Consider the following 21,444-nt stretch of genomic DNA (forward strand, 5'->3'; position numbering starts at 1 on the left):
GGTCACGCTATTTTGCCGAATCGGTTGCAGATCGGGTTATTCGACCAACGACCAGTCCAGCGGCGTGCCGCGTTTGATCGCCAGACGAGCGCAGCGACCGAGGACAGCTTCGGTGTGCTTGGGCGGCAGACCGAGACCGGGGCGAATGGCGCGCAGATTGGCGGCGGTGAAGGGCTCACCGGCGGCCATGTCGGCGGTGACGTACAGCGAACGGCGATAAACCAGCGACTTGCGCTCGGCCTCGGTGACGCCGTAATGCACCTGGCCCATGGCCTGCCAGGCGCGTTCGGTTTCGACCACCAGACTGGCCAGCTCCGCAGGTTCCAGCGAGAAACTCGCGTCCACCCCACCTGCCGAACGGTCGAGGGTAAAGTGCTTTTCCACCACGGTCGCCCCGAGTGCCACAGCGGCCACGGACACGCCAACGCCCATGGAGTGATCGGAAAGACCCACCTCGCAACCGAACAGCTCACGCAGGTGCGGGATCGTGCGCACATTGCTGTTGAGCGGCGTTGCCGGGTAGGTGCTGGTGCATTTGAGCAGCACCAGATCCTTGCACCCCGCCTCGCGGGCGGCACGCACGGTTTCGTCGAGTTCGGCGATGCTGGCCATGCCGGTGGAGATGATCAGCGGTTTGCCGGTCGCCGCCACGCGACGAATCAACGGCAGATCGGTGTTTTCGAAACTGGCGATCTTGTAGGCCGGCACATCGAGGCTTTCGAGAAAGTCCACCGCCGTGTCATCGAACGGCGTCGAGAACGCGAGCATGCCCAGCTCTTTGGCCCGGGCGAAAATCGGTGCGTGCCACTCCCACGGGGTATGGGCCTTCTCGTACAGGTCGTACAGCGAAGTGCCGGCCCACAGGCTGTTCGGATCCTTGATGAAAAACTCGCCCTCGGTCAGATCCAGAGTCATGGTCTGCGCGGTGTACGTCTGCAACTTCAAGGCATGCGCGCCGGCCTTGGCGGCGGCCTCGACGATCTGCAGGGCCACCTCCAGCGACTGGTTATGGTTGCCGCTCATCTCGGCAATGATGAACGGCGGCGCATCGGCACCGATCAGACGCTCGCCAATCTTGAAACTACTCATCGCGGTGATCCTTCAAAACCTGGGTGAACGCGCAGGCACTCTGGGTGAATCCGGCGTCACGAAATACATTCAAAGAGGGGCGATTGCCCGGCAGGACCTGCGCGGTAATCGCGCTCAACTGCGGCCAGTGCTCGCGGACGAACGCCTCACCTCGCGCCAGCAGCGCCCTGCCCCAGCCGAGACCGAAACGCCCGTCCAGCAGATACAGCGACACCTCAGCTTCGAAGCCGCGCAGGTCATAGCGCAAGACGCCAACCGGCCCGTCATCGGCCTCGGCAATCAACAGCAGGCGTTGAGGGTTGCGCAGACTCGCATTGAGCCAATTCAGGTGCTGCGGCCATTCGATTGCAGCCGTGTCCAGTGACCAGCGCCGCACAGCCTCGGCATTGCGCCCGTCGAACAGTAGTTGCGCATCATCGAGGGTCGCCGGGCGCAGCGTGAGCACTGCACCGGCCAGCGCTGCCGCCACGCGCAACGCACCGCGCCCATCGACCAGTTGCCGCGAACGCTCGGCCAGGCTCTGGCGCAGATAAAAATTGTCGACGACAAAACCGACGGCATCGCGCAGTTGTTCGACGCTGACCTGCTCGCGGGCGCCCATGAACACATGCGCCCCCGCCGCTGCCATGACTTCGCCGTTGGCATGCTGATTGTTCGATACCGCGATGCAGATCGTCGGCAGACCCAGCGCCGCGCGTTCCCAACTGGTGCCGCCGCCGGCGCCGATAAACAGATCGGCTTCGGTCATGCGTTGCTGGAAATCGCTGACGAAACTGTGCAGGCGCCAGTGCGGGCGTGTTTCGGCGAGCGCCTGCATTTGTGTCCATGCCGGATTGTCTGCGCCGGCTACGAAATCCACTTCCAGTTCGGTGAAATCCTTCAGGGCCAACATCGCGTGATGGGTCTGCATCGCCGCGTCGAAACCACCGAAATTCACCAGCACACGGCGGGCCTTGGGTTTGATCTCGATGGCCGGGCAGACGAATTCTTCGCGCAGCATGGCGTAGCGCGGGCCGAGCAAGGTGCGGCAGCCGGTGGGCAGCAGTGGCGCGTAGTCGGCGCTCAGGCCGGACAGGTTTTGATTGAGCAACAGATCAACGCTGTAATGCCGCGTGGCGAGGTCATCCACTGCAGCAATTCGTGGCGACCACTGACGGGCCGCGGTTTGCCAGTGATGATCGAGGCCGTAGTGGTCGGCGATGATCCAGTCGAATGCGGCGTGACCTGCCAGCAAGGCGTCCAGAGCGTCGATATCAGCCTGCCACGGCAGCATCGACTCGATGGCCTGTTGCGGATCTTCACCGGGATAGCTGTCGGGCAGCGCGAACGTATCGAACCCCTCGGCCTGCAGTGCATCCAGTCGATGGCCCGGCAATTGCCGACAGGCAAACGCGACATGACTGCCCTGCCCGCGCAACACCCTGGCGAGGGTCAGGCAGCGGGCAATGTGGCCACTGCCGATGGTCGGCGAAGCGTCAGCGCGGATCAGCACTCTCATTGCAGTTCTCCGCCGGCCTTGAGCGCGGCGTAGAGGTATTCGGCGCGCTTCCAGTCTTCCAGCGTGTCGATGTCCTGCACCAGATGCCGCGGCAGAATCACCGGCAGGCTGGCGCTTGAATACAGCACCTCGCCGCGCAACCACGCTTCGCTACGCCCCCAGTAAAACTGGCCGGCGTCCTGAAAAGCTTCAGGCAGATCCTGCGAGCGGGTATTGCGAAATTCCGGGTACAACGCGGTCAATGCGCCCTGCCCGTCCAGCGTCAGCGCCCGCTGCACGGGGAAACCAAAACTGCACACGGAGAACGCAAACGACTTCTGCGGATGCTGCTGCAGCAACTCGAATCCTTCGCATAGAAAGCGTGCCTGCAGCAACGGCGCCGTGGCGTACACGCAGCAGGCGTAATCGAACGCCGGCAGTTGCTGCAACGCATGCTTGATCACCGCAGCAGTGCCGGTGAAATCATCCGCCAGTTCAGCCGGGCGCAGGAACGGCACTTGCGCACCATGGGCCAGCGCCAGCTCGGCAATGTCGGCGTCATCGGTGCTGACCACGACCTGTTCGAACAGGCCACTGTCGAGCGCCGTACGGATCGAGCGGACAATCATCGGCACGCCGTCGAACGGCAGCAGATTCTTGCGCGGGATGCGCTTGCTGCCGCCACGGGCCGGGATGATTGCGACGCTGTTCAAGGACGTTTTTCCAGCAGAAACCAGGTGATGTCGTCCACCGGGAATTGCGGGTCACGGTGATAACCAAAGCCGTAATCGAGCAAGTGCAGATCGGCATAACGATCAAGCATTTCCCCAGCGAAATCGCGCTTGAACAGCTTGCCGCTGTTGCCGCGATAGGACACTTCCACAGGCGCCGGGTTGTAGTACTCGGCGATCAGGATGTAGCGCTGGCTCAGCTCATAGAGCTGCGCATAGGCAGTCGGCAGCAGCTCCGGCGCCAGATGGATCAGCACGCCTTTGCTCAGGGTCAGGTCGTAACTGCGCTCGCGGGGAAAGTCGAACAGCGAGCCGTGCCAGATCTGCGCGATGCCCAGTGCCTGCGCCTGAGCACAGGCGCTTTCATTGATCTCGACGCCGAACAACTCACTTTGCGGCAGCAGTTGATGCAACGCCTGCAGGTTGTTGCCGGCATTGGTGCCCAGCTCAACCACACTGTCGATGCGCCCGGCGCGGCTCAGGGCCTTGGCGAACAGCGCCAGATTGGCCGCCACCAGCGGTTGTCCGACGTTGCGATCGACATACTGGTTGCCAAAGTCGCCCTGCCAGAATTTTTCCTGCTCACTCAGATCACGCATCGCACAGTCTCATTCACCGCCGCAGCGGTCTCTATTCGGTCAACCGACGCAGTTGCTCGACCACATGATCCTGTTGCTCATCGCTGAGCAACGGAAACAGCGGCAGGCTGATCGCCTCGGCGTAATAACGCTCGGCTTCGGGGAAGTCGCCCTCGGCGAAACCCAGTTCGCGATAGTACGGCTGCAAATGCACCGGAATATAGTGCAGGTTCACGCCGATACCGGCGGCACGCAAGCCTTCGAACACCTGACGGTGGGTCAGGCCGATGCGCTCGGTCTGCAGGCGCACCACGTACAGGTGCCACGCCGATTCGGCCTCCGGCTGCGCGCTGGGCAAGGTCAGCGGCAGGTAGGCCAACAAACGGTCGTAACGCGCCGCCAGTTCGCGGCGACGGGCGATGAAGCCGTCCAGCTTGGCCAGTTGCGACAGGCCCAGCGCCGCCTGCAAATCAGTGATCCGGTAATTGAAGCCCAGCTCGATCTGCTGGTAATACCACGGGCCGTGGCTGGGTTCGTTCATCTGCTGCGGATCGCGGGTCATGCCATGGCTGCGCAGGCGTTGCAGACGCTCCGCCAGTTGCGGGCGATTGGTCAGGACCATGCCGCCTTCGGCGCTGGTGATGATCTTCACCGGGTGGAAACTGAACACGGTCATTGCCGCAAATTCCCCGCAACCCACCGGGCGCCCGGCGTAGCTGGCGCCCACGGCGTGCGAGGCGTCTTCGATCACGGTGAAGTTGTAGCGCTCGGCCAGTTCGGCAATCTTGCGCAGGTCGCAGCTCTGCCCGGAGAACGCCACCGCCACCAGCACTTTCGGCAACGTGCCGTCCTGCTCGGCCTGATCGAGTTTCGCCGCGAGGGCGAAGGCATCGAGGTTCCAGGTCAGCGGATCGATATCGACGAAATCCACATCGGCGCCGCAATAGCGCCCGCAGTTGGCCGAAGCCAGAAAAGTGTTCGGCGTGGTCCACAAGCGATCGCCCGGGCCAAGGCCGGCAGCGAGGCAGGCAATGTGCAGCGCCGCCGTGGCGTTGCACACCGCCACCGCGAAGTCGGCCTGACACCGTTCGGCCATCGCCTGCTCGAAGCGCTCGATAGTCGGGCCCTGAGTCAGCCAGTCCGATTGCAGCACCTCGACCACAGCATCGATGTCCGCCTGATCAACGCTCTGCCGACCGTAGGGAATCATGCCGACAACTTCGCGTGCAGCTCGGCGATCTGCCCGACCGAGAGGTAGTGCGGATTGGTATCGGAGCGGTATTCGAAATCTTCACTCACCGGCCGGCCATGTTCGCCGAGCTTGTCCACGGAGAAATCGACATCGACGCTGGTGAAGCGGATCGACGGCTGGATGGTGTAATGGTCTGCGAATTCCAGGGTCATCCGCGCATCGTCCAGCGGCACCATCAGTTCATGCAGTTTTTCCCCGGGACGAATACCGACGTTCTTGTGCGGCAGATGCTCGGCCATGCCCCGCGCCAGATCGACGATGCGAATCGACGGAATCTTCGGCACGAACACTTCACCACCGTGCATCCGCGCAAAGCTGTCGAGGACAAATTGCACGCCGTGATCGAGGGTGATCCAGAAGCGGGTCATGCGCTCGTCGGTGATCGGCAACTCCTGCGCGCCTTCGGCAATCAGCTTGCTGAAGAACGGCACCACCGACCCCCGCGAGCCCGCCACGTTGCCGTAGCGCACTACGGCAAAACGGGTCTGCTGCTCGCCGGCAATGTTGTTGGCGGCGACGAACAGTTTGTCCGAGAGCAGCTTGGTTGCGCCATACAGGTTGATCGGGCTGGCCGCCTTGTCGGTGGACAGTGCCACGACTTTCTTCACGCCGTTGTCGATGGCAGCGGCGATGATGTTCTCCGCGCCATTGACGTTGGTGCGAATGCATTCGGTCGGGTTGTACTCCGCCGCCGGCACCTGCTTGAGCGCCGCCGCGTGCACCAAGTAGTCGATGCCGCGCATGGCCTGCCGCAGACGGTCGGCATCGCGCACGTCACCGAGAAAGTAACGCATGCATGGCGCGTTGAACGTCTGCTGCATTTCGTACTGCTTGAGCTCATCGCGGGAGAACACCACCACGCGCTTGGGCTGGTATTGCTCAAGCAGACGGGCGATGAACTTGCGCCCGAACGAGCCGGTGCCGCCGGAGATGAAGATCGATTTACCGTTGAACATGTTCGGATTCCTGTCGGCCGGCTCAGGCGAGCAACTGCGCCCAATTGATCGGGGCACTGTCGCCCAGGGTGAAGCCTTTGCCAGTCAGGGCCAGGTTGGCGTTGTAGGCCGGATCCCGGGCGAAGGCCGCGCTCCATTTCTCCCGCAATGCCGCCAATGCTTCGGGAGCCTGCGGCAGCTCGCCGGTGTGCAGCACCTGCACCAGCGGCGTCCACACCGTGAGGTAACCGGCCTGACCGGCCTTGAGGCACAAATCGACGTCGCTGAAACCGTCGGCAAAGGTCACTTCGTCCAGACCGCCGAGCGCGTCGAACAACTCTTTGCGCACCATCAGGCACACCTTCGACACGGCCGAGTAGTTCTGCTCGACGACGAGGCGTTGCATGTAGCCCTCGGTGGTGTGTGTTTCGCCGATGAAGGCCGATCCGACGCCACCGTTCAGACCAAGAATCAAACCGGCCTGAGAAATCTTGCCGTCGCGATCAATCATTTTGGCCCCCACGATGCCGACTTCCGGACGCTGAGCGTGGTTGAGCAAAGACTCGAGCCAGTTCGGATTGACCACTTCGCTGTCCGCTGCCAGCAGTACCAGATACTCGCCCTGTGCCTCCTGACTCGCCGCATTGCACAGTGCCACCTCAGTCAGTGGCCGATCGGCGTACAGCACGCGCACCCTGGCATTCTGCAGAGAACCCAGCCAGTCATTGATCGCAGCCGACAAATGCGGATTGGCCGCAATCAGCACCTCATAACGGGTGTAGCGCGTTCGCAACAATACGCCGTTCAGGCAGCGTTGCAGTTCCGCAAGATCGTCGCCCGCAGGCAGGATGATCGAAACCTTCGGCTGTTCGCAATGGCGGTAATCAATCTGGTAAGTCCCCGGCACTGTCGAGCTGATCCGCGCCTTGTAGCCACGATGCCCCAGGTGACGCAACAAGGCCTGACGCTCGTGGGCGTTTTCTTCCAGCACCGCTGCCTGGGTAATCAACAACGGTTCGTCAAGGTGGGCCAGGCCACCGAGCCCTTCTTGCTCAATGATGCGTAGCAGCAAGTCGAATTCCAGCGCCTTGTGGAAATCCGACTGATAACCGCCAACCTCAAGCAGTACCTCTCGGCGAATCAACCAGTGGCGCGCCATCAACGAAGGAATACTCTGCAGCAGATCCAGATTGAAGCCGGGGCGGAACACGTCAATCAGCGCCCCGCCTTCCTTGCGCTGGACTTCATCGGTGGCAACCGCGTGAACGCCCTCGACGGACATCAACTCCAGGCTGGCACGCAGCAATCCGCTCGACGTGAACTCATCCCCCGCCTGCGCCAGCAACATCCAATCGCAGGGAGACTGCCGAATGCTCTGGTTGAGCCTGTCCACAAAATTGCCTGGAGTGACCCGGACAAAATGCAGAATGTTTTGCGCCGTGGTTGCCGCTGGTGGTTCGCCGGTGGTGAGCACGACAATCTTGAACGCCTTGCAGTGCCCCTCGAGCAGGCTGTCGAGAGAGACCTGCAGTTTGTCGATGTCGTTATCCAGATCAAGCAGGAAAATCCCGAACTGCGGACCACCACCGTTAGTTGCCAAGTGCTGACGGATTGACTCGAACTGTTGTTCGGAAGGCGCTCGCGCGGCCAGCCAGTTGAGCAGGCGACCCGACGTCATATTGTCAAAGACTGCGCGATGATCGTCGACGCTCAGCGACTCGAGACGGGCAATCCATTCATGAATCGCCGGTGCCGCTTCGGCGTCGCCCAACAGGTCCAATTGCCCCGCCAGACGCTTGAGCACATTTCGATTGAAGGCATTGAGGTCATGCGCCTGCCACAAACGGTCCAGCACACTCTCTGGATTATCGTTATTGCGTGACTGCAACAGGTGCGTCTGGCGCGCCCAGATACCTTCTAGCCCTTCCAGCTGCATGCGCCCGGCCGGCATGGCGTGCAGCATGAATTCGAACTGTTCCAGACGGTCGAAGAACGCCTGGTTGTAGAACGGCATCTCGACATATTGCAGTGGTCCGAAACGACGATCCGGTACTTTCGAGTGCTGATTCCAGGTGGATTCAAAAATCAACTCGGCAGCCAGAGCCCGGCCGGTCCGCAGACTCTCGGCCATCGCTTCGTAACTCTGTTCGACGAAGGCCTTGGCCTGTTCGGTGTCCAGGCCATTGATCTCGGTCGGCAGCGTTATCAGGAAGTCGGTGAAAGCCTCGCGTTCGGCAACCGACTTACTGTCGACGTAAGTAAGCGAGTGATACACGTCCGTGCTGTGCTCGGAGGCACCATAGTTGATCTCGCGAACCACGTAAGGCATCGGCAGGATCCGCGCCTTGGCACTGGCCAGCAGAAAATACACGTGACCGATTTCCTGCCATTGGAAACTGGTACCCGGCGGCAGCGCCGAATGCCAAGTCTTCATCAGATCGGTACGGGTCACCGCGTAGAACGGCGGGATGTACTGACTCATGTAATCGATGACCCGATCCTGAGCTCGCTCCGACGCATAATCTTCCTGGACTTTCTTGTCGCGGCGGTAGTAACTCACCCCGTGTGCCAGAGACAGGTACATCAGGCAGTAGCCGTGGCACATGCCGTAGTCCTGATTCGCCTGCAGGAAACCGACGGACTCGGCCAGCGAATCGTGCAGGATAAAATCGTCGTCAGCCGCCAGCACCATGTACGGCGTGGTCAGTCGCTCTACACCATAAGCCAGTTTGGACTGCATGCCCCAGTAAGCGAACTGCGGCACATGGTGATAATCGACGGCGGAAAAATCCCCTTCCGGCCGCTCGGGAGTGGAGTCGAGCACCATGATCCGGCAGGGCAAGCTGCTGTAATACTTCACCGCCCGGCGCAGGAACGCCGGCCGATTGTGAGTAATCAGCACCACGGTCAACAGCTCGTTGAGCGGTAGCGCCAGTTCAGAACTGTACTTGCCTTGCATAACTTCTCTCCACAACCGGCGACTCGCCGAGATAACGCTTTGGTGATGTTGCGAATTAACGAACGCGACGCAGATAGCCGTCCGGCGCCACGGTGATCAGCAGCTTGTTCTGCAATTGCTGGTCGATCTCGAAATCCTGGTTCTCTTCCAGGTACTTCCACACCGCGGTTTTCGGGTTATCACCCGGGCCCCATGGACGATCCGGGAAGAAATCGGCGGGCATGTCTTCGACCACGGTGTCCATCACCACGCAGTAGCTGTCGACCGAGACCAGCGGCGCGTACAGGCGCAGCTCTTCGAGTACGTGGTCGTGGGTGTGGTTGGAGTCGAGCACCAGGATGACCTTCTTGCCTTTGGCCGCAGCCTGCACCTGAGCGGCGATGGCCGGGTCGATGCTCGAACCTTCGATCATCTTGATGCGCTTGGCCATCGGGTGGCTTTCGATCGCTTCACGGTTGTGCGGGCGGATGTCGAGGTCGATGCCCAGCACTTCGCCGTGACCTTGCAGTTCCAGCAGGGAGGCGTAGTAGATGATCGAACCGCCGTGGGCGATGCCGCACTCGATGACCAGATCCGGCTTGACCTGCCAGATGATCTCCTGCATCGCCATCATGTCCTGCGGCAACTGGATGATCGGGCGGCCCATCCACGAGAAGTGGTAGCTGTATTTGTGCTTGGCCGATTCGTTGAAGAAATCACGGGCCAGGCCAGTCAGTTTCTGGTCGTCACCCTGCTGGGCGATCTGCTCGCGGCATTCGGCTTCGAAGGCTTGGTTGATGCTGTTGTCGGTCATGTTCAAAGTCTCAATGGTCACTGGAACGAAGCGCTATCGACGGCGTGATAGACGTAGCGTCCACCGGTCATCCGCTTGATTTCTTCGAGGTAATTGGAGTTCATCACAAACAGGTTGGCGCCTTCGGGCAGCGCATCCATCGCCTCTTGCGGCGAGGACACTCGCGCGCCGCTCAGCGGCAGATAACGCCCCTGTTTGGCCGGGTTGATATCCACCACACGATCCACCGCGACACCCGCGCGTTGCAGGAACAGCGAATAGATCACGCCTTTGGACGATGCGCCCCAGATCGCCGAACCCTGCTCGGGTGCGGATTGAATGATCTGCACCGCGCGCTCAAGGCTCGCCGTGAAACCGTCCGGAAGAGACAGGCGTGGCACCGGTTGCTCCGGGGTCAGGCGCAACGTCGACAGGTCGGCGACGATGTACAGGTACTGGCCACCGAACAGGTGACCGGCCTCGTGCACGGTGCCGAACATCCGGCGCAGGTCATCGAGGCGGAAATAATTGACGTGCTCGTAGAACAGGTCGAACCAGGCCTTGTGCTCGAGGATCCAGTCGAAGCACGGCACTTCGATGTAGATCTGCCCGCCCTGATTGGCTTCGGCGATCACCGCCAGAAAGCTCACCGGGTCTTCGATGTGTTCCAGCACATGGCGCAGGACGATGGCGTCCGCCGCCAGGCCGAGGCCACGGGTGAACGGTGCCTTGATCACGTCGGCGTTTTCACCTTCGTAGGCCGGATCGATCCCGGTGATCGAATAACCGAGGCCCTTGAGCAGCTCGAGGAAGTAGCCCTTGCCGCAGCCGACTTCGATCAGCTCCTGGCCCTTGAAGTGCCTGGCGATGATGCCTTCGACGTCGCTCAGGTGCTTCTGGAACTGGCCCGAATGGGCCTGCTCGTTCTGATAGTCAGCGTCATAGCTGAGCTTGTCGGCATCGAACGCGGCGTTGAAGATCAGGCCGCTGCGCTCATCCTGCACCAGCAGCATGTCGGCGCTGGCCGAAGCCTTGGCCGACTCCGGGTCGGCGAAGGTGCGGTTCTGCAACACCGGCAGGTCGGTGACCCGATACAACTCGTGCCTCATTGCGGCTCTCCCAGTAGCTGTTGCAAACGCTCGGTCACCGCCCAGAACGCCATCGGTTCATGGCTCGGATACGGGTAATGACCGAGGTTCAGATTCAGTGCCGCACCGCGCTCGCGCAGCCGTTGTTCAACCAGTGCGCGCACCGATACCGGCTGACCGCTGGCGCAATTGATCACGCCGTTGAAATCGCGTTGATGGACGATCGTGGCGAGGTAAGCGGCGGCGCTGGCGATCGGCAAAAAGTCCCGCAACTGCTCGCCGCCAGACATGTTGAACGACGCCTCCCCGGCATCGATCGCCCGGTCCAGTGCCGCCAGCAGACTGTTGGGGTTCTGCCCTTCGCCATGCAGATAGAACAGACGCGCCCACTGCAAGGCGAACGGTTTTTCCTGTTGCAGATTTTGCAAAAACAGATGCAGCGTGTGTTTGGCCAGACCGTAAGGATTGCTCGGTTGCGGCTCGACCTGCTCACTGAGCGGGCCGCTTTGCATGCCGTACTCGAAGCAGGTGCCGGTCACCAGCACTTGCGCCACACCCGCCTCGACCGCGCCTTTGATAAAGCGGTAGTCGGCCATCAGGTTGTGCTCGAAATGGAACAGCGCCCGATAGTTCGGCAACCCCGGCCAAGCCAGGTGCGCGAGGACGTCGATACCGTCGGTGAGCGCCGCAATGTCCAGATCCGCCGCGTGAATATCCGCCGCGACGAATTCGACGTCGTTGATCCACGGCATGGTCGCAGCCGTATCTGAATTGCGCGCCACCGCGCGAACGTCGCAGCCACGCGCCAGCAACGCCGCGACCAGATGCCGGCCGACGAAGCCCGTGGCCCCGCTTACCAGGACGTTCACAGGATTTTCATCTCAGGCACGGCGATCACGAAGCGCCCGTCCCACTGACGCACCTGCGCCAGTTGCTGACTGACTTCGTGCAGCAGGTTCCACGGCAGCACCAGCACGTAGTCCGGTTTTTCGATGTCGATCTGCGCCGGCGCGACAATCGGGATACGACTGCCCGGCAGAAACTTGCCCTGCTTGTGCGGGTTGGCATCGGCCACCCAGGCCAGCAGGTCGGGTTTGACCCCGGCGTAGTTGAGCAAGGTGTTGCCCTTGGCTGCCGCGCCATAACCGACCACACGCTTGCCGTCGGCCTTGGCCTGCAACAGGAAGCGCAGCAGTTCATGCTTGATACGTTCGGCAGCCGGCGCGAGGGTCGCGTAGTACTCAGGGGTTTTCACCCCGGCATCCAGCTCGGCCTGCAACTGTTGCTGCACCGCCGGCTGCACCGCACGACGCTCACCGTCCTGGCGTTGCACGAACACCCGCAGCGAACCGCCATGAGTGCTCAACTGACTGACATCGAACACTTCCAGACCATTGCGCTCGCACAGGGTCTGCACCGCGGTCAGCGACAGATAGGAATAGTGCTCGTGGTACAGCGTGTCGAACTGCGCACCGGCCATCAGCGTCAGCAGTTGCGGAAATTCAAAAGTGGCGACGCCGGTCGGCTTGAGCAGGGTGGCGAAACCACCGAGGAAATCATTGATGTCCGGCACATGCGCGAGCACGTTGTTGGCGGCCATCAGGTCGGCGCCCCAGCCTTCGCTTTTCAACTGTGCTGCGCTGTCGCGACCGAAGAACACTTCACGAATCTGCAGACCTTTTTCCCGCGCCGCTTGCGCGGTGCTGCGGGTCGGTTCGACACCCAAGCACGGGATACCGCGAGCAGCGACGTACTGCAGCAGATAGCCGTCATTGGCGGCAATTTCGACCACACGGCTGTCGGCGTTCAGAGCAAAGCGCTCGACCATCTCGGCGACATAGCGCTCGGCATGGGCCAACCAGGTGCTGGAGAACGAACTGAAGTAGGCGTACTCGGCGTCGAACAGGCTGTCGGCGCGGGTGTAGTCCTCGGTCTGCACCAGCCAGCATTGCTGGCAAACGGCAACCTTCAGCGGCACCCATTGCTCGGCCTGTTCCAGGCGCTCGGCGTGCACGTAGGCATTGGACGGTGGCGAGGTGCCGAGGTCGATCAGCGGCAGGCTCAGCGGTGCGGCGCACCCACGGCAGTTCATAGACGCACTCCAGCAAAGTGTTGATCGAGCGCGGGATGGCTGGAATCACGCGCTGACAAATTATTGACAGGCAACGGCCAGGCAATCGCCAGCCGTGGATCGTTCACCGACAGACCGCTCTCGTGCTCCGGCGCGTAATCGGCGCTGTGCAGATAAAGCAGTTCCGCATCGTCGGTCAGGGTCTGGAAGCCGTGAGCGAAGCCGGCCGGAATCAACAGGCTGCGACCGTCGCCGGCCTTAAGGTGCTCGGCGTGCCAGTGCAGAAAGGTCTCGGAATCAGGGCGCAGATCCACCGCCACGTCCCACACTTCGCCGCGCAGGCAGGTGATCAGTTTGGCTTCCGGGGCGTTGGCGTTCTGGTAATGCAGACCGCGCACACTGCCCTTCTCGCGGGTGCAGGAATGGTTGATCTGGCGGATATGAAATTCGCTGCCGAACGCGCTCAGGCTGCCCTCGCAGAACAACCGGGCGAAGTGCCCGCGCTGATCTTCGAAGCGTTTGTGCTGGACGCTGAACAACCCGGCCAGCGGCAACTGTTTCAAGGAAAACTCGCTCACAGCGCGCCTCGGTACAGGTTCAGTTGGCCGAGGGTCACGGCGCGCATGTCATCGCCGTTCTGCCACGCCAGATGCCAGTCGAGGGTCTGGGTCAGGCATTGCTGCAAGGTCCAGCGTGGCTGCCAGCCGAGCACCTGACGGGCGCGGCTACTGTCGAGGCGCAACAGACCAGCCTCGTGCAGTTCGCTTTTTTCGATGCGCAAACCGCGTGCCTGCGGCCAGCGACTGGCGAGCAGTTCGACCACTTCGCCGACGCTGCACATGTCGGCCTCGCCGGGTCCGAAGTTCCACGCCCCGGCGTACTCCGGGCCTTGTTCGTAGAGGCCGGCGGCCAGTTGCAGGTAACCGGCCAGCGGTTCCAGCGCGTGCTGCCACGGGCGCACCGCTTGCGGGTAACGCAGGGTCACCGGCTCGTCGGCAGTCCAGGCCTTGAGCACGTCGGGAATCAGGCGCTCCGGGGCGAAGTCGCCGCCGCCCAGCACGTTGCCGGCGCGCGCGGTGGCCAGGGCCAGACCGTGCTCGGCGTACTTGTCAGCCGGGAAGAACGACGCCGCGTATGACTGCGCCAACAGTTCGCAGCAGGCCTTGCTGCTGCTGTAAGGATCGTGCCCGCCGAGGGCTTCGTCTTCGCGGTACGGCCACAGCCATTCCTTGTTGGCGTAGACCTTGTCGGTGGTCACCAGCACGCAGGCGCGCACGCAACCGACCTGACGAATCGCTTCGAGCAGGTTCAGCGTGCCCATGACGTTACTGGAGTAAGTCCCCAGCGGATCGCGATAGCCTTCACGCACCAGCGGCTGAGCGGCCAGGTGCAGGACGATCTCCGGTTCGGTGTCGGCAATGATCTCCAGCAACGCGCCGAGATCGCGCAGATCACCGCGCTGATCGTTGATCCCTTCGTGAACCCGCGCCAGTTCATACAGGCTCGGTTCGGTCGAAGGATCCAGCGAAAAACCGCTGACTTGCGCGCCGAGGCTTTGCAGCCACAGGGTCAGCCAACTGCCCTTGAAACCGGTGTGGCCGGTGACCAGCACACGTTTGCCGCGCCAGAAATCCGCACTCAGGCCCATTGCTTCCATGGGGCCTCCCCGCTCTGCCACAGCGCTTCGAGATGGTTCTTGTCGCGCAGGGTGTCCATCGGATGCCAGAAGCCTTCGTGTTCGAAGGCGTTCAACTGTTCTTCCTGAGCCAGACGCGCCAGCGGCTCGGCTTCCCAGGTGGTTTCATCGCCAGCGATATAGGACAGGACTTTGGGTGACAGCACGAAAAAGCCACCGTTGATCCAGCCACCGTCGCCGCGCGGTTTCTCGGTGAAACCCAGCACCTGATCGCCCTGGCGCTCAAGGGCACCGTAACGTCCCGGCGGCTGCACCGCGGTGACGGTGGCCAGGCGACCGTGCGCTTTGTGGTAATCGACGAGCTGAGCGATGTTGATGTCGGAAACGCCATCGCCGTAGGTGAAGCAGAACGCCTCTTCATCCTTGAGGTAACGACCGGCACGCAACAGACGGCCTCCGGTCATGGTTTCCTCGCCGGTGTCGATCAGGGTGACACTCCATGGCTCGCTGTAATTCTGATGCACGTCCATGCGGTTCTCGCGCATGTTGAAAGTGACGTCGGAGGTGTGCAGGAAGTAGTTGGCGAAGAAGTCCTTGATCGCATAGCCCTTGTAGCCCAGGCAAATCACGAAGTCGTGGATTCCGTGAGCGGAATACTGCTTCATGATGTGCCAGAGAATTGGCTTGCCGCCGATCTCGATCATCGGCTTGGGCTTGAGGTGCGACTCTTCACTGATGCGCGTGCCGAGGCCACCCGCCAAAATAACTGCCTTCATCGTCTCCCCTCTCGTTCGTCACCGGGCTGCGCATGGCTTTTTTGAGCGATGCGCGCCGTCTGGCTAACCCTTTTGCCGCCTGCGGCGCCGCTGCGATGACCGCGAGCGCTCGTTTTATGGCGATTTGAGGGGGACTTGCAGGAAACGCGCCAGCTCCGCGAGCGCTGCGTCGGGTGCGCCGTAAGGCATGAAAAAAGGGATGAATCCAGCAGCGGATTCATCCCTTTCATTGCGGTGCATCAACAGATCGAGTGATCAGCCGAACATGGCGAACCCATCAACCGTCGCCGGCAGGTCGTAGACCTGGCCGTCGGCAGTCTGCAGGTGCTCGATGTTGTTGAACCCGGCGTACCATCCCGCCAGTTTCACGCCGTTGTCCGGCACACCGCTGCTGCCGTCATTGGCGCTGTGCAGGTAGGCGTCATCGCCGATGCGGGTGACGTTCAACTGGCTGGCGTTGGTGATGGTGTTGAGGATCAGGGTGTCGTTGATGTCCAGCCCGTAATCCTGAATCGTCACCAGGCCGCTGGTGTTGACCACGTAAGTGTCGTCACCCTGGCCGCCATAGGCGCTGCCGCCGGAAGACGACTGGCCGGCAAGATTGAGAATCAGCAGATCATTCCCGCCATCACCGTTCAGCACGTAGTTGCTGCCCGTAGCGGTCAGCACATCGTTGCCTTCACCGCCAAAGGCCATTCCACGGCCCAGCGTGATCGTGTCGTTGCCGTCATCGCCACTGGCCCAGGTGAACAGATCATTGCTGGCACCGACGATGACATCATCCCCCGCGCCGCCCGACAGGGAGTCGGACTGCCCGGCCTGATCCAGACCGGATGCCAGGCCGCCATAGATGTGGTCATTGCCATCGCCACCGGTAATCTGGTCGTCGCCGGCCCCGCCCTCGAGGATGTTGTCGTCCGAATTGCCTTGCAGCGAATCGTTGTACTGACTGCCGCGCAGACCTTCGATATCGATGTAGATATCGTAGAGCGCAATTCCGCTCTGCGGCCCCCAGTTCAGAGAGGCGCTCAGGCCTTCAGTGCTGTCGTCGTAACTGACGATGTCGATACCGGCGCCGCCTTCAAAACGGTCGCCACCTGCACCGCCCAGCAACACGTCATTGCCGGCACCGGAAACGATGGTGTTGGCTTCGTCGTTACCGTAGCCGGTGAAGTCGGCAGTGCCGGTATAGGTCAGGTTTTCCACGAACGCACTCAGCTTCAGTTCCGAAAGGCTGGTGAACACGTGATCGGTTCCGCCCATGAAACCGTCGTCTTCCTCGACCGTCACGCCGGTGCTGTTGATCACATAAACGTCATCACCGTGACCGCCTGCGACCGTCACACCGCTGGCGTTCACGGTGAAGCGGTCAGCACCGGTGGAGCCGATGACTTCTTCCACGCTAAGCAACGTATCGCCCGCAGCATTGGTGCCACCGCCGATCACAACGTTGGCCACATCGAACGCGTAACGATAATTCACGGTGTCATGACCGTCGGCACCATCGATGACCATCGAGCCTTGATGGCGATAAATCACATCATCGAACCCCGAGCCCTGAATCGCCTCGATACCGGTAAAGGTATCGCCGTAGGCAATGGTCAGTCCGTCGTAGTTGGTAAAGTCTTCGACGCGCACGCCCTCGAGACTGTCGCTGTAGCTGACCGTATCGTAACCATCGCCACCGACAAAGTGGTCGGCACCAGCGCCGCCCCACAGCCAGTCATTGCCCGCTCCGGCGATGATCTCGTTGTCACTGGCGTTGCCGTAAACCTTGAGATCCCCCGTGCCCGTGAAGGTCAGCTTCTCGATAAACGGGTCCATCTTGACCGTGTTGAGGCTGGTGCGCAGCTCGTCGTAGCCACCGTAGTTTTCTTCAATCAGGGTCACGCCTTCGGCGTCGACGATGTACAGATCATCACCGCCGCTGCCGTCCAGCGTCACCCCGCCCACCGAAACGGTAAACGTGTCGTTGTGGTAACTGCCGGCCACCTTCTCCACCGACACCAGCGTATCGACCTTGCCGTCAGGCCCTGCGACCGTTGCCGCACCAGTGCCAAACTCGACGCTGACTCCCGAACCCATTGCGTAATAGTTCGCCGTGTCAAAACCTTCACCACCGTCGAGCAGGTCGGATCCCGCACTGGCCAGCAGTTGATCATCGGACTCCAGTCCATGGAGTTCGTCATTGCCATCGGTGCCCGACAGGACATCCGCTTCACTCGTTCCATTTACTACTGCCATTTGCTTCTTCCTTGCGTTGTTGTCGAATCCGGAAATCGGTCACCTCAGACACTGGCCGGGCGGTCTTCGCTGACCGTGCCAATTGAGCGCATGGAAAGGTATCGACAGAAAAATCCCGATGCTTGAGCCCGCCGCCAAAAAAGTATCGGGCTTGATACAAAAACTTTTCGCCACGCAAAAAAAAACAGGCGACTCGAAAGTCGCCTGTTTTTGCAATGGGGCCGTGCGCGAATCGATCAATCCGCCAGCCAGCCATACTCCCAATACCGCAGGTTATCGCCACGCAACACGTAGTCACGCAACACGACCTCACGCAAATCATCACCCATGCGGTAGCTAGCATCCGGATCGGCCAGGTGCATGCGGATCGCTTGCAGCCACTCATCGGTGGTGTTGGTCTTGATCCGCGTGCACGGCAGGTAGCCGCGATAGGCCTCGGTGTCGGTGCAGATCACAGGGTAACCGCAGGCACCATATTCCAGCAGACGCAGGTTGCTCTTGCAGTCGTTAAAGATGTGAAACTCCAGCGGCGCCAACGCAAGATCCAGGTTGAGACTGGCCAGTTTTGCCGGATACACCTCGAGGGGGATTACGCCGTGGAACTCGTGCATGTACGGCAGCAGGTCATCCGGACACATGCCGAAGAACACCCATTCGACTTCATTCGCCAGCTCACGAACCACGTCGGCGATGACCGCCAGATCGCCATGGTGACTGGTGCCTCCGCCCCAGCCCACTCGAGGTTTTTTCGAGGTACGGCGCTGGCTGCGAAGGTTGCTCCACATGTCTTTGGCCAGCATGTTCGGCACAACACGAATATCGTGATGCATGTCCGACAGGACGTTGGCGAGCGGCTGAGTGGAGACCACCACACGATCACACAGGCCGATAGCACGTCGTACCATACGCTCCATGTCCTGCTTGCTCGGCATGTTGCGGATGTGCGCGTTGCGATGTGGAACGTCAATCACATAGTCGTCCAGCTCGAAGATTCGCCGCGCATTGAAATACTTCTTCAGTGGTGGAATTTCATCGATGGCGTGTTCCGAGTAGCGTCCTTGCAGCACGATAACGTCAGGCGTCTGGCGCTCGATATCAATGATCGATGGCAAGCCGTAACAAATGCGCCCCTCTACTCTGTTGGCCGCCTTCAGCTCGATCAACGGCTGACTCATGCGGTAATGCCCAATCGCCGAGGCATTGATCGGCACCGCAAGCACATTGGGCAACTGCACTCTGGAGAATGCGCTCCAGCCAGTGCGCAGCCCCGGCTCAAGACTGAAGCAAGTCGCTCCGATACCCTGCAAGGCCAGGTTGACGTTATAAGCCGGGTCACGCGCAATGAGCGGCAGCCAACGTCGATAAAACACTTCCTGCTCCTGGACATGCAGTTGCTCTTCCTGCTCCGTCGCCACACTGGTTGGCCGTTCGCCAATGGCCAGAATGGCGTAAGGGTTCCACACCACCAGATAGCCTTCCTGACCGATCCGCAGGCAGAGATCCGCGACATTGAGCGCTTGTTTCAGATCATGCTCATCCAGCCCCCCAAGCGCCTCGAAGAGCGATTTGCGGATCATCAGACAATCGCCACCCACAGCGCTCAGGTCTTGCACCGCTTGCAGACGGAACATATAGCCGTCGGACTGTGCAGGCTGACCGTAAAACGGAAGACCGACCGGCCCTTGCAAGCCAAGAATCAGGCCGGCATGCAACACGCAACCGTCCGGGTTGAACAGTTTGGCTCCGACCACACCCACTTCCGGGCGCTGTGCATGGTTGACCAGTTCGTCCAGCCAGTCAGCCTGGGTAATCACCACAAAGGAGTTGAGCATCAACACATACTCACCGCGCGCCTGCGCCACCGAGAAATTGTGCAATGCAGCGAAATTACTCGTTTGTGAGCAGGTGATTACGCGAATCCGGTCGCTGCCCAGCTGCGCCATTCCTTCCAGCCATGCCAGTGCTTCAGCGCTTTTGCTGCCGTTGTCGACCAACAGCAATTCGTACTCGGTGTAAGCAGTTTTTTCCAGTAGCGTCTCGACACAGCGCTGCAAAGCGGCTGTCTGGTCCTGCGTCACAATGATGATCGACACCAACGGGCGTCGGGCATGTTGATAGTCGATACGATTGAGCAACTCGCGGCTGCCTCGGCGAATACCGTGTGCGACCTCCAAACGCTGCAAATGCGCTTCGAGCACCCGTGGGTTTTGCTCCACGACGCCTGGTTCGGCAAGCCATTTGGATAGGTCGTGCCTGGACTCCAGTAAAACTTCCGCGACATGGCCGATAGCCTGCGTCCCGTCGCTCTCGACCATGCGCCACAGCACGTCATGCGCTGCCAGCTCGGCAAAGTCCGGCTCAAACCCGCCCAGCTCAAGAAAACGCTCGCGCTTGAACGCCAGAGCACGCCCGACGTAAGGGTAGCTGCGCATGAGATCGATGTTGAAATCCGGTTTGAAAGCCGGCTCTACCGACTCACCACCGCGCAAACTGCCCTCATCGCTGTACAGGCAGGTGAAAGTGTTCGAGTGCGCGATCCGCTCTGCCATTATCAACAGCGCTGGCGCTACCAGACAATCACCGGCCTGCAACAGGTAGAACCAGTCGGCGCCTTCCAGCTGCGGCAGCAACGCATTGATCTGCTCCAGACCGTCCCCTTGCAACGGCATGCGAAATACGCGCCCGTCCAGCTCGGCTTCGGCACAGGACTCCGATAGCACCAGAATCAATTCTGGCGGGTAATCCTGAGCACCGAGCGCCTCCAACGTGCGTTCGAGACCGTTACGGTTGCCCCGACCATCAATGATGACCGGCACGATCCGGGGCTGATGCGGCCAGTTGGAAATCGTTTCCGGCAGATATTTTCGCTGCTCGTCGGTGAGCACCCGACACGCCAGCCACTGCGCATAGAGTTCGGTGAAACTGAAACTGTCGGCGCCGACACTCCACTCCTGACGGCTCTGTTTGGTACCGAGAGTACGGCTCAAAGGCAGCTCCTCCCAGACTCGCGGCGACTCATCGGCCTTGGTCAACTGGACGTAGCGAACCCATCCGGATGCAGGTGCCGCCTCGCCGCTGCGGGCCTTGAGCATTTGCGAAATCCATTCGCGCTCAACCTCTACCGCATCCTTCATGGGTTGTTGTGCGCTCAAGCGCTCTGCGTAAAGTCGCTCGACGCTGAGCACATTGTTGGACAGCGCAAGATTGCCGCGCCGCAGCAGGCAGACGTACAACGCGAAATCCAGGGTTGCGACAAAGCAGTAACCTTCCTGGGTCAGCGCCGGCAAGAGCTCCACAACATCCGCACGGCGGAACAAGGCGCTACTGAACCCGCCCAGAACGTTGACCGGGAATTTTTCGAATATCCCCAGCAGATCATCGCCCTTGAGCAAGCCGCTGAAAGGTGTCAACGAAGTATTTTCCAGACGCGAAGGCAGGATGATTTCGCCCGCATCCCACAGAAGTCGCTGGGCCACTACCAGACTGACTTCGTCGCGCAACAGTTCATGGGCTTGTTGTTCGACACAGGTGGAATAGAGAAGATCGTCGTCACACAGAAACTTGATGAACTCACCCTGCGCCTGATCGAGGCAGACCTTCAGGTTGCCGACCATGCCCAACGTGCGTGGATTGCGCACGTAGCTCACGGCAAAACCCGTGCCCTCGACCACCTTGGCAACGATGTCTTCGATCTCGTTGCCGCGACTGTCATCACACACAATGATTTCGAGATTGCCGTAGCTCTGACCGACGGCACTGCGCAATGCCCGTTCGAAGAAACGTGGACTGAAGGCGGGAATGGCAATACTGACGAGAGGGAGTGAATTCACGGCGGG

16 protein-coding genes are annotated in these 21,444 nt (G+C 60.9%); all 16 read right to left on the reverse strand.

Annotated features, from left to right (window positions below; all coding sequences use genetic code 11):
• Positions 1-36: 36 nt before the first annotated feature.
• Positions 37-1,089 (reverse strand): pseudaminic acid synthase, encoded by a 1,053-nt coding sequence (pseI, locus tag M0814_RS19470; protein ID WP_103483915.1) that lies wholly within the window; start codon positions 1,087-1,089, stop codon positions 37-39.
• Positions 1,082-2,587: a UDP-2,4-diacetamido-2,4,6-trideoxy-beta-L-altropyranose hydrolase gene (gene pseG, locus M0814_RS19475; RefSeq protein WP_103483914.1), complete on the reverse strand. Its 1,506-nt coding sequence runs from the start codon at positions 2,585-2,587 to the stop codon at positions 1,082-1,084. Before pseG ends, pseI begins: the two co-directional genes overlap by 8 nt.
• Positions 2,584-3,279 (reverse strand): pseudaminic acid cytidylyltransferase, encoded by a 696-nt coding sequence (gene pseF, locus M0814_RS19480; protein WP_103483913.1) that lies wholly within the window; start codon positions 3,277-3,279, stop codon positions 2,584-2,586. Before pseF ends, pseG begins: the two co-directional genes overlap by 4 nt.
• Positions 3,276-3,896, reverse strand: coding sequence for a pseudaminic acid biosynthesis-associated methylase (locus M0814_RS19485; RefSeq protein WP_103483912.1), 621 nt, complete (start codon positions 3,894-3,896; stop codon positions 3,276-3,278). Before M0814_RS19485 ends, pseF begins: the two co-directional genes overlap by 4 nt.
• A 31-nt stretch (positions 3,897-3,927) precedes the next feature.
• Positions 3,928-5,085 carry a UDP-4-amino-4,6-dideoxy-N-acetyl-beta-L-altrosamine transaminase gene (gene pseC / locus M0814_RS19490; protein ID WP_103483911.1) on the reverse strand — a complete coding sequence of 386 codons (1,158 nt, stop codon included), beginning with the start codon at positions 5,083-5,085 and terminating at the stop codon, positions 3,928-3,930.
• The gene (gene pseB, locus M0814_RS19495) at positions 5,082-6,083 is read right to left on the reverse strand and encodes a UDP-N-acetylglucosamine 4,6-dehydratase (inverting) (protein WP_103483910.1); all 1,002 of its coding nucleotides are present in this window, start codon (positions 6,081-6,083) and stop codon (positions 5,082-5,084) included. The genes pseC and pseB overlap by 4 nt, the downstream gene beginning before the upstream one ends.
• 22 nt (positions 6,084-6,105) lie before the next feature.
• On the reverse strand, positions 6,106-9,021 hold the full coding sequence (locus M0814_RS19500; protein WP_103483909.1) for a TIGR00180 family glycosyltransferase: 2,916 nt from the start codon (positions 9,019-9,021) through the stop codon (positions 6,106-6,108).
• Between the two features lie 55 nt (positions 9,022-9,076).
• The gene (locus M0814_RS19505) at positions 9,077-9,814 is read right to left on the reverse strand and encodes a cephalosporin hydroxylase family protein (RefSeq protein ID WP_027614220.1); all 738 of its coding nucleotides are present in this window, start codon (positions 9,812-9,814) and stop codon (positions 9,077-9,079) included.
• A gap of 17 nt (positions 9,815-9,831) precedes the next feature.
• Entirely contained in the window at positions 9,832-10,902 is a 1,071-nt protein-coding gene (locus M0814_RS19510) for a class I SAM-dependent methyltransferase (RefSeq protein ID WP_103483908.1), read from the reverse strand.
• A complete protein-coding gene (locus M0814_RS19515) occupies positions 10,899-11,750 on the reverse strand; it encodes an NAD(P)-dependent oxidoreductase (protein WP_103483907.1) in 852 nt (283 codons plus the stop codon). The genes M0814_RS19510 and M0814_RS19515 overlap by 4 nt, the downstream gene beginning before the upstream one ends.
• Entirely contained in the window at positions 11,747-12,973 is a 1,227-nt protein-coding gene (locus M0814_RS19520; RefSeq protein ID WP_103483906.1) for a class I SAM-dependent methyltransferase, read from the reverse strand. Before M0814_RS19520 ends, M0814_RS19515 begins: the two co-directional genes overlap by 4 nt.
• On the reverse strand, positions 12,970-13,530 hold the full coding sequence (gene rfbC, locus M0814_RS19525; RefSeq protein ID WP_103483905.1) for a dTDP-4-dehydrorhamnose 3,5-epimerase: 561 nt from the start codon (positions 13,528-13,530) through the stop codon (positions 12,970-12,972). Before rfbC ends, M0814_RS19520 begins: the two co-directional genes overlap by 4 nt.
• Positions 13,527-14,609 (reverse strand): CDP-glucose 4,6-dehydratase, encoded by a 1,083-nt coding sequence (gene rfbG / locus M0814_RS19530; protein WP_083366619.1) that lies wholly within the window; start codon positions 14,607-14,609, stop codon positions 13,527-13,529. The genes rfbC and rfbG overlap by 4 nt, the downstream gene beginning before the upstream one ends.
• Positions 14,591-15,364 carry a glucose-1-phosphate cytidylyltransferase gene (gene rfbF, locus M0814_RS19535; protein WP_103483904.1) on the reverse strand — a complete coding sequence of 258 codons (774 nt, stop codon included), beginning with the start codon at positions 15,362-15,364 and terminating at the stop codon, positions 14,591-14,593. Before rfbF ends, rfbG begins: the two co-directional genes overlap by 19 nt.
• A 255-nt stretch (positions 15,365-15,619) precedes the next feature.
• Entirely contained in the window at positions 15,620-17,608 is a 1,989-nt protein-coding gene (locus M0814_RS19540; RefSeq protein WP_103483903.1) for a calcium-binding protein, read from the reverse strand.
• Between the two features lie 236 nt (positions 17,609-17,844).
• The gene (locus M0814_RS19545) at positions 17,845-21,438 is read right to left on the reverse strand and encodes a glycosyltransferase (RefSeq protein ID WP_103483902.1); all 3,594 of its coding nucleotides are present in this window, start codon (positions 21,436-21,438) and stop codon (positions 17,845-17,847) included.
• Positions 21,439-21,444 lie beyond the last annotated feature (6 nt).

This window comes from Pseudomonas sp. MWU12-2020, assembly GCF_023100605.1.
Taxonomy (GTDB): domain Bacteria; phylum Pseudomonadota; class Gammaproteobacteria; order Pseudomonadales; family Pseudomonadaceae; genus Aquipseudomonas; species Aquipseudomonas fluorescens_H.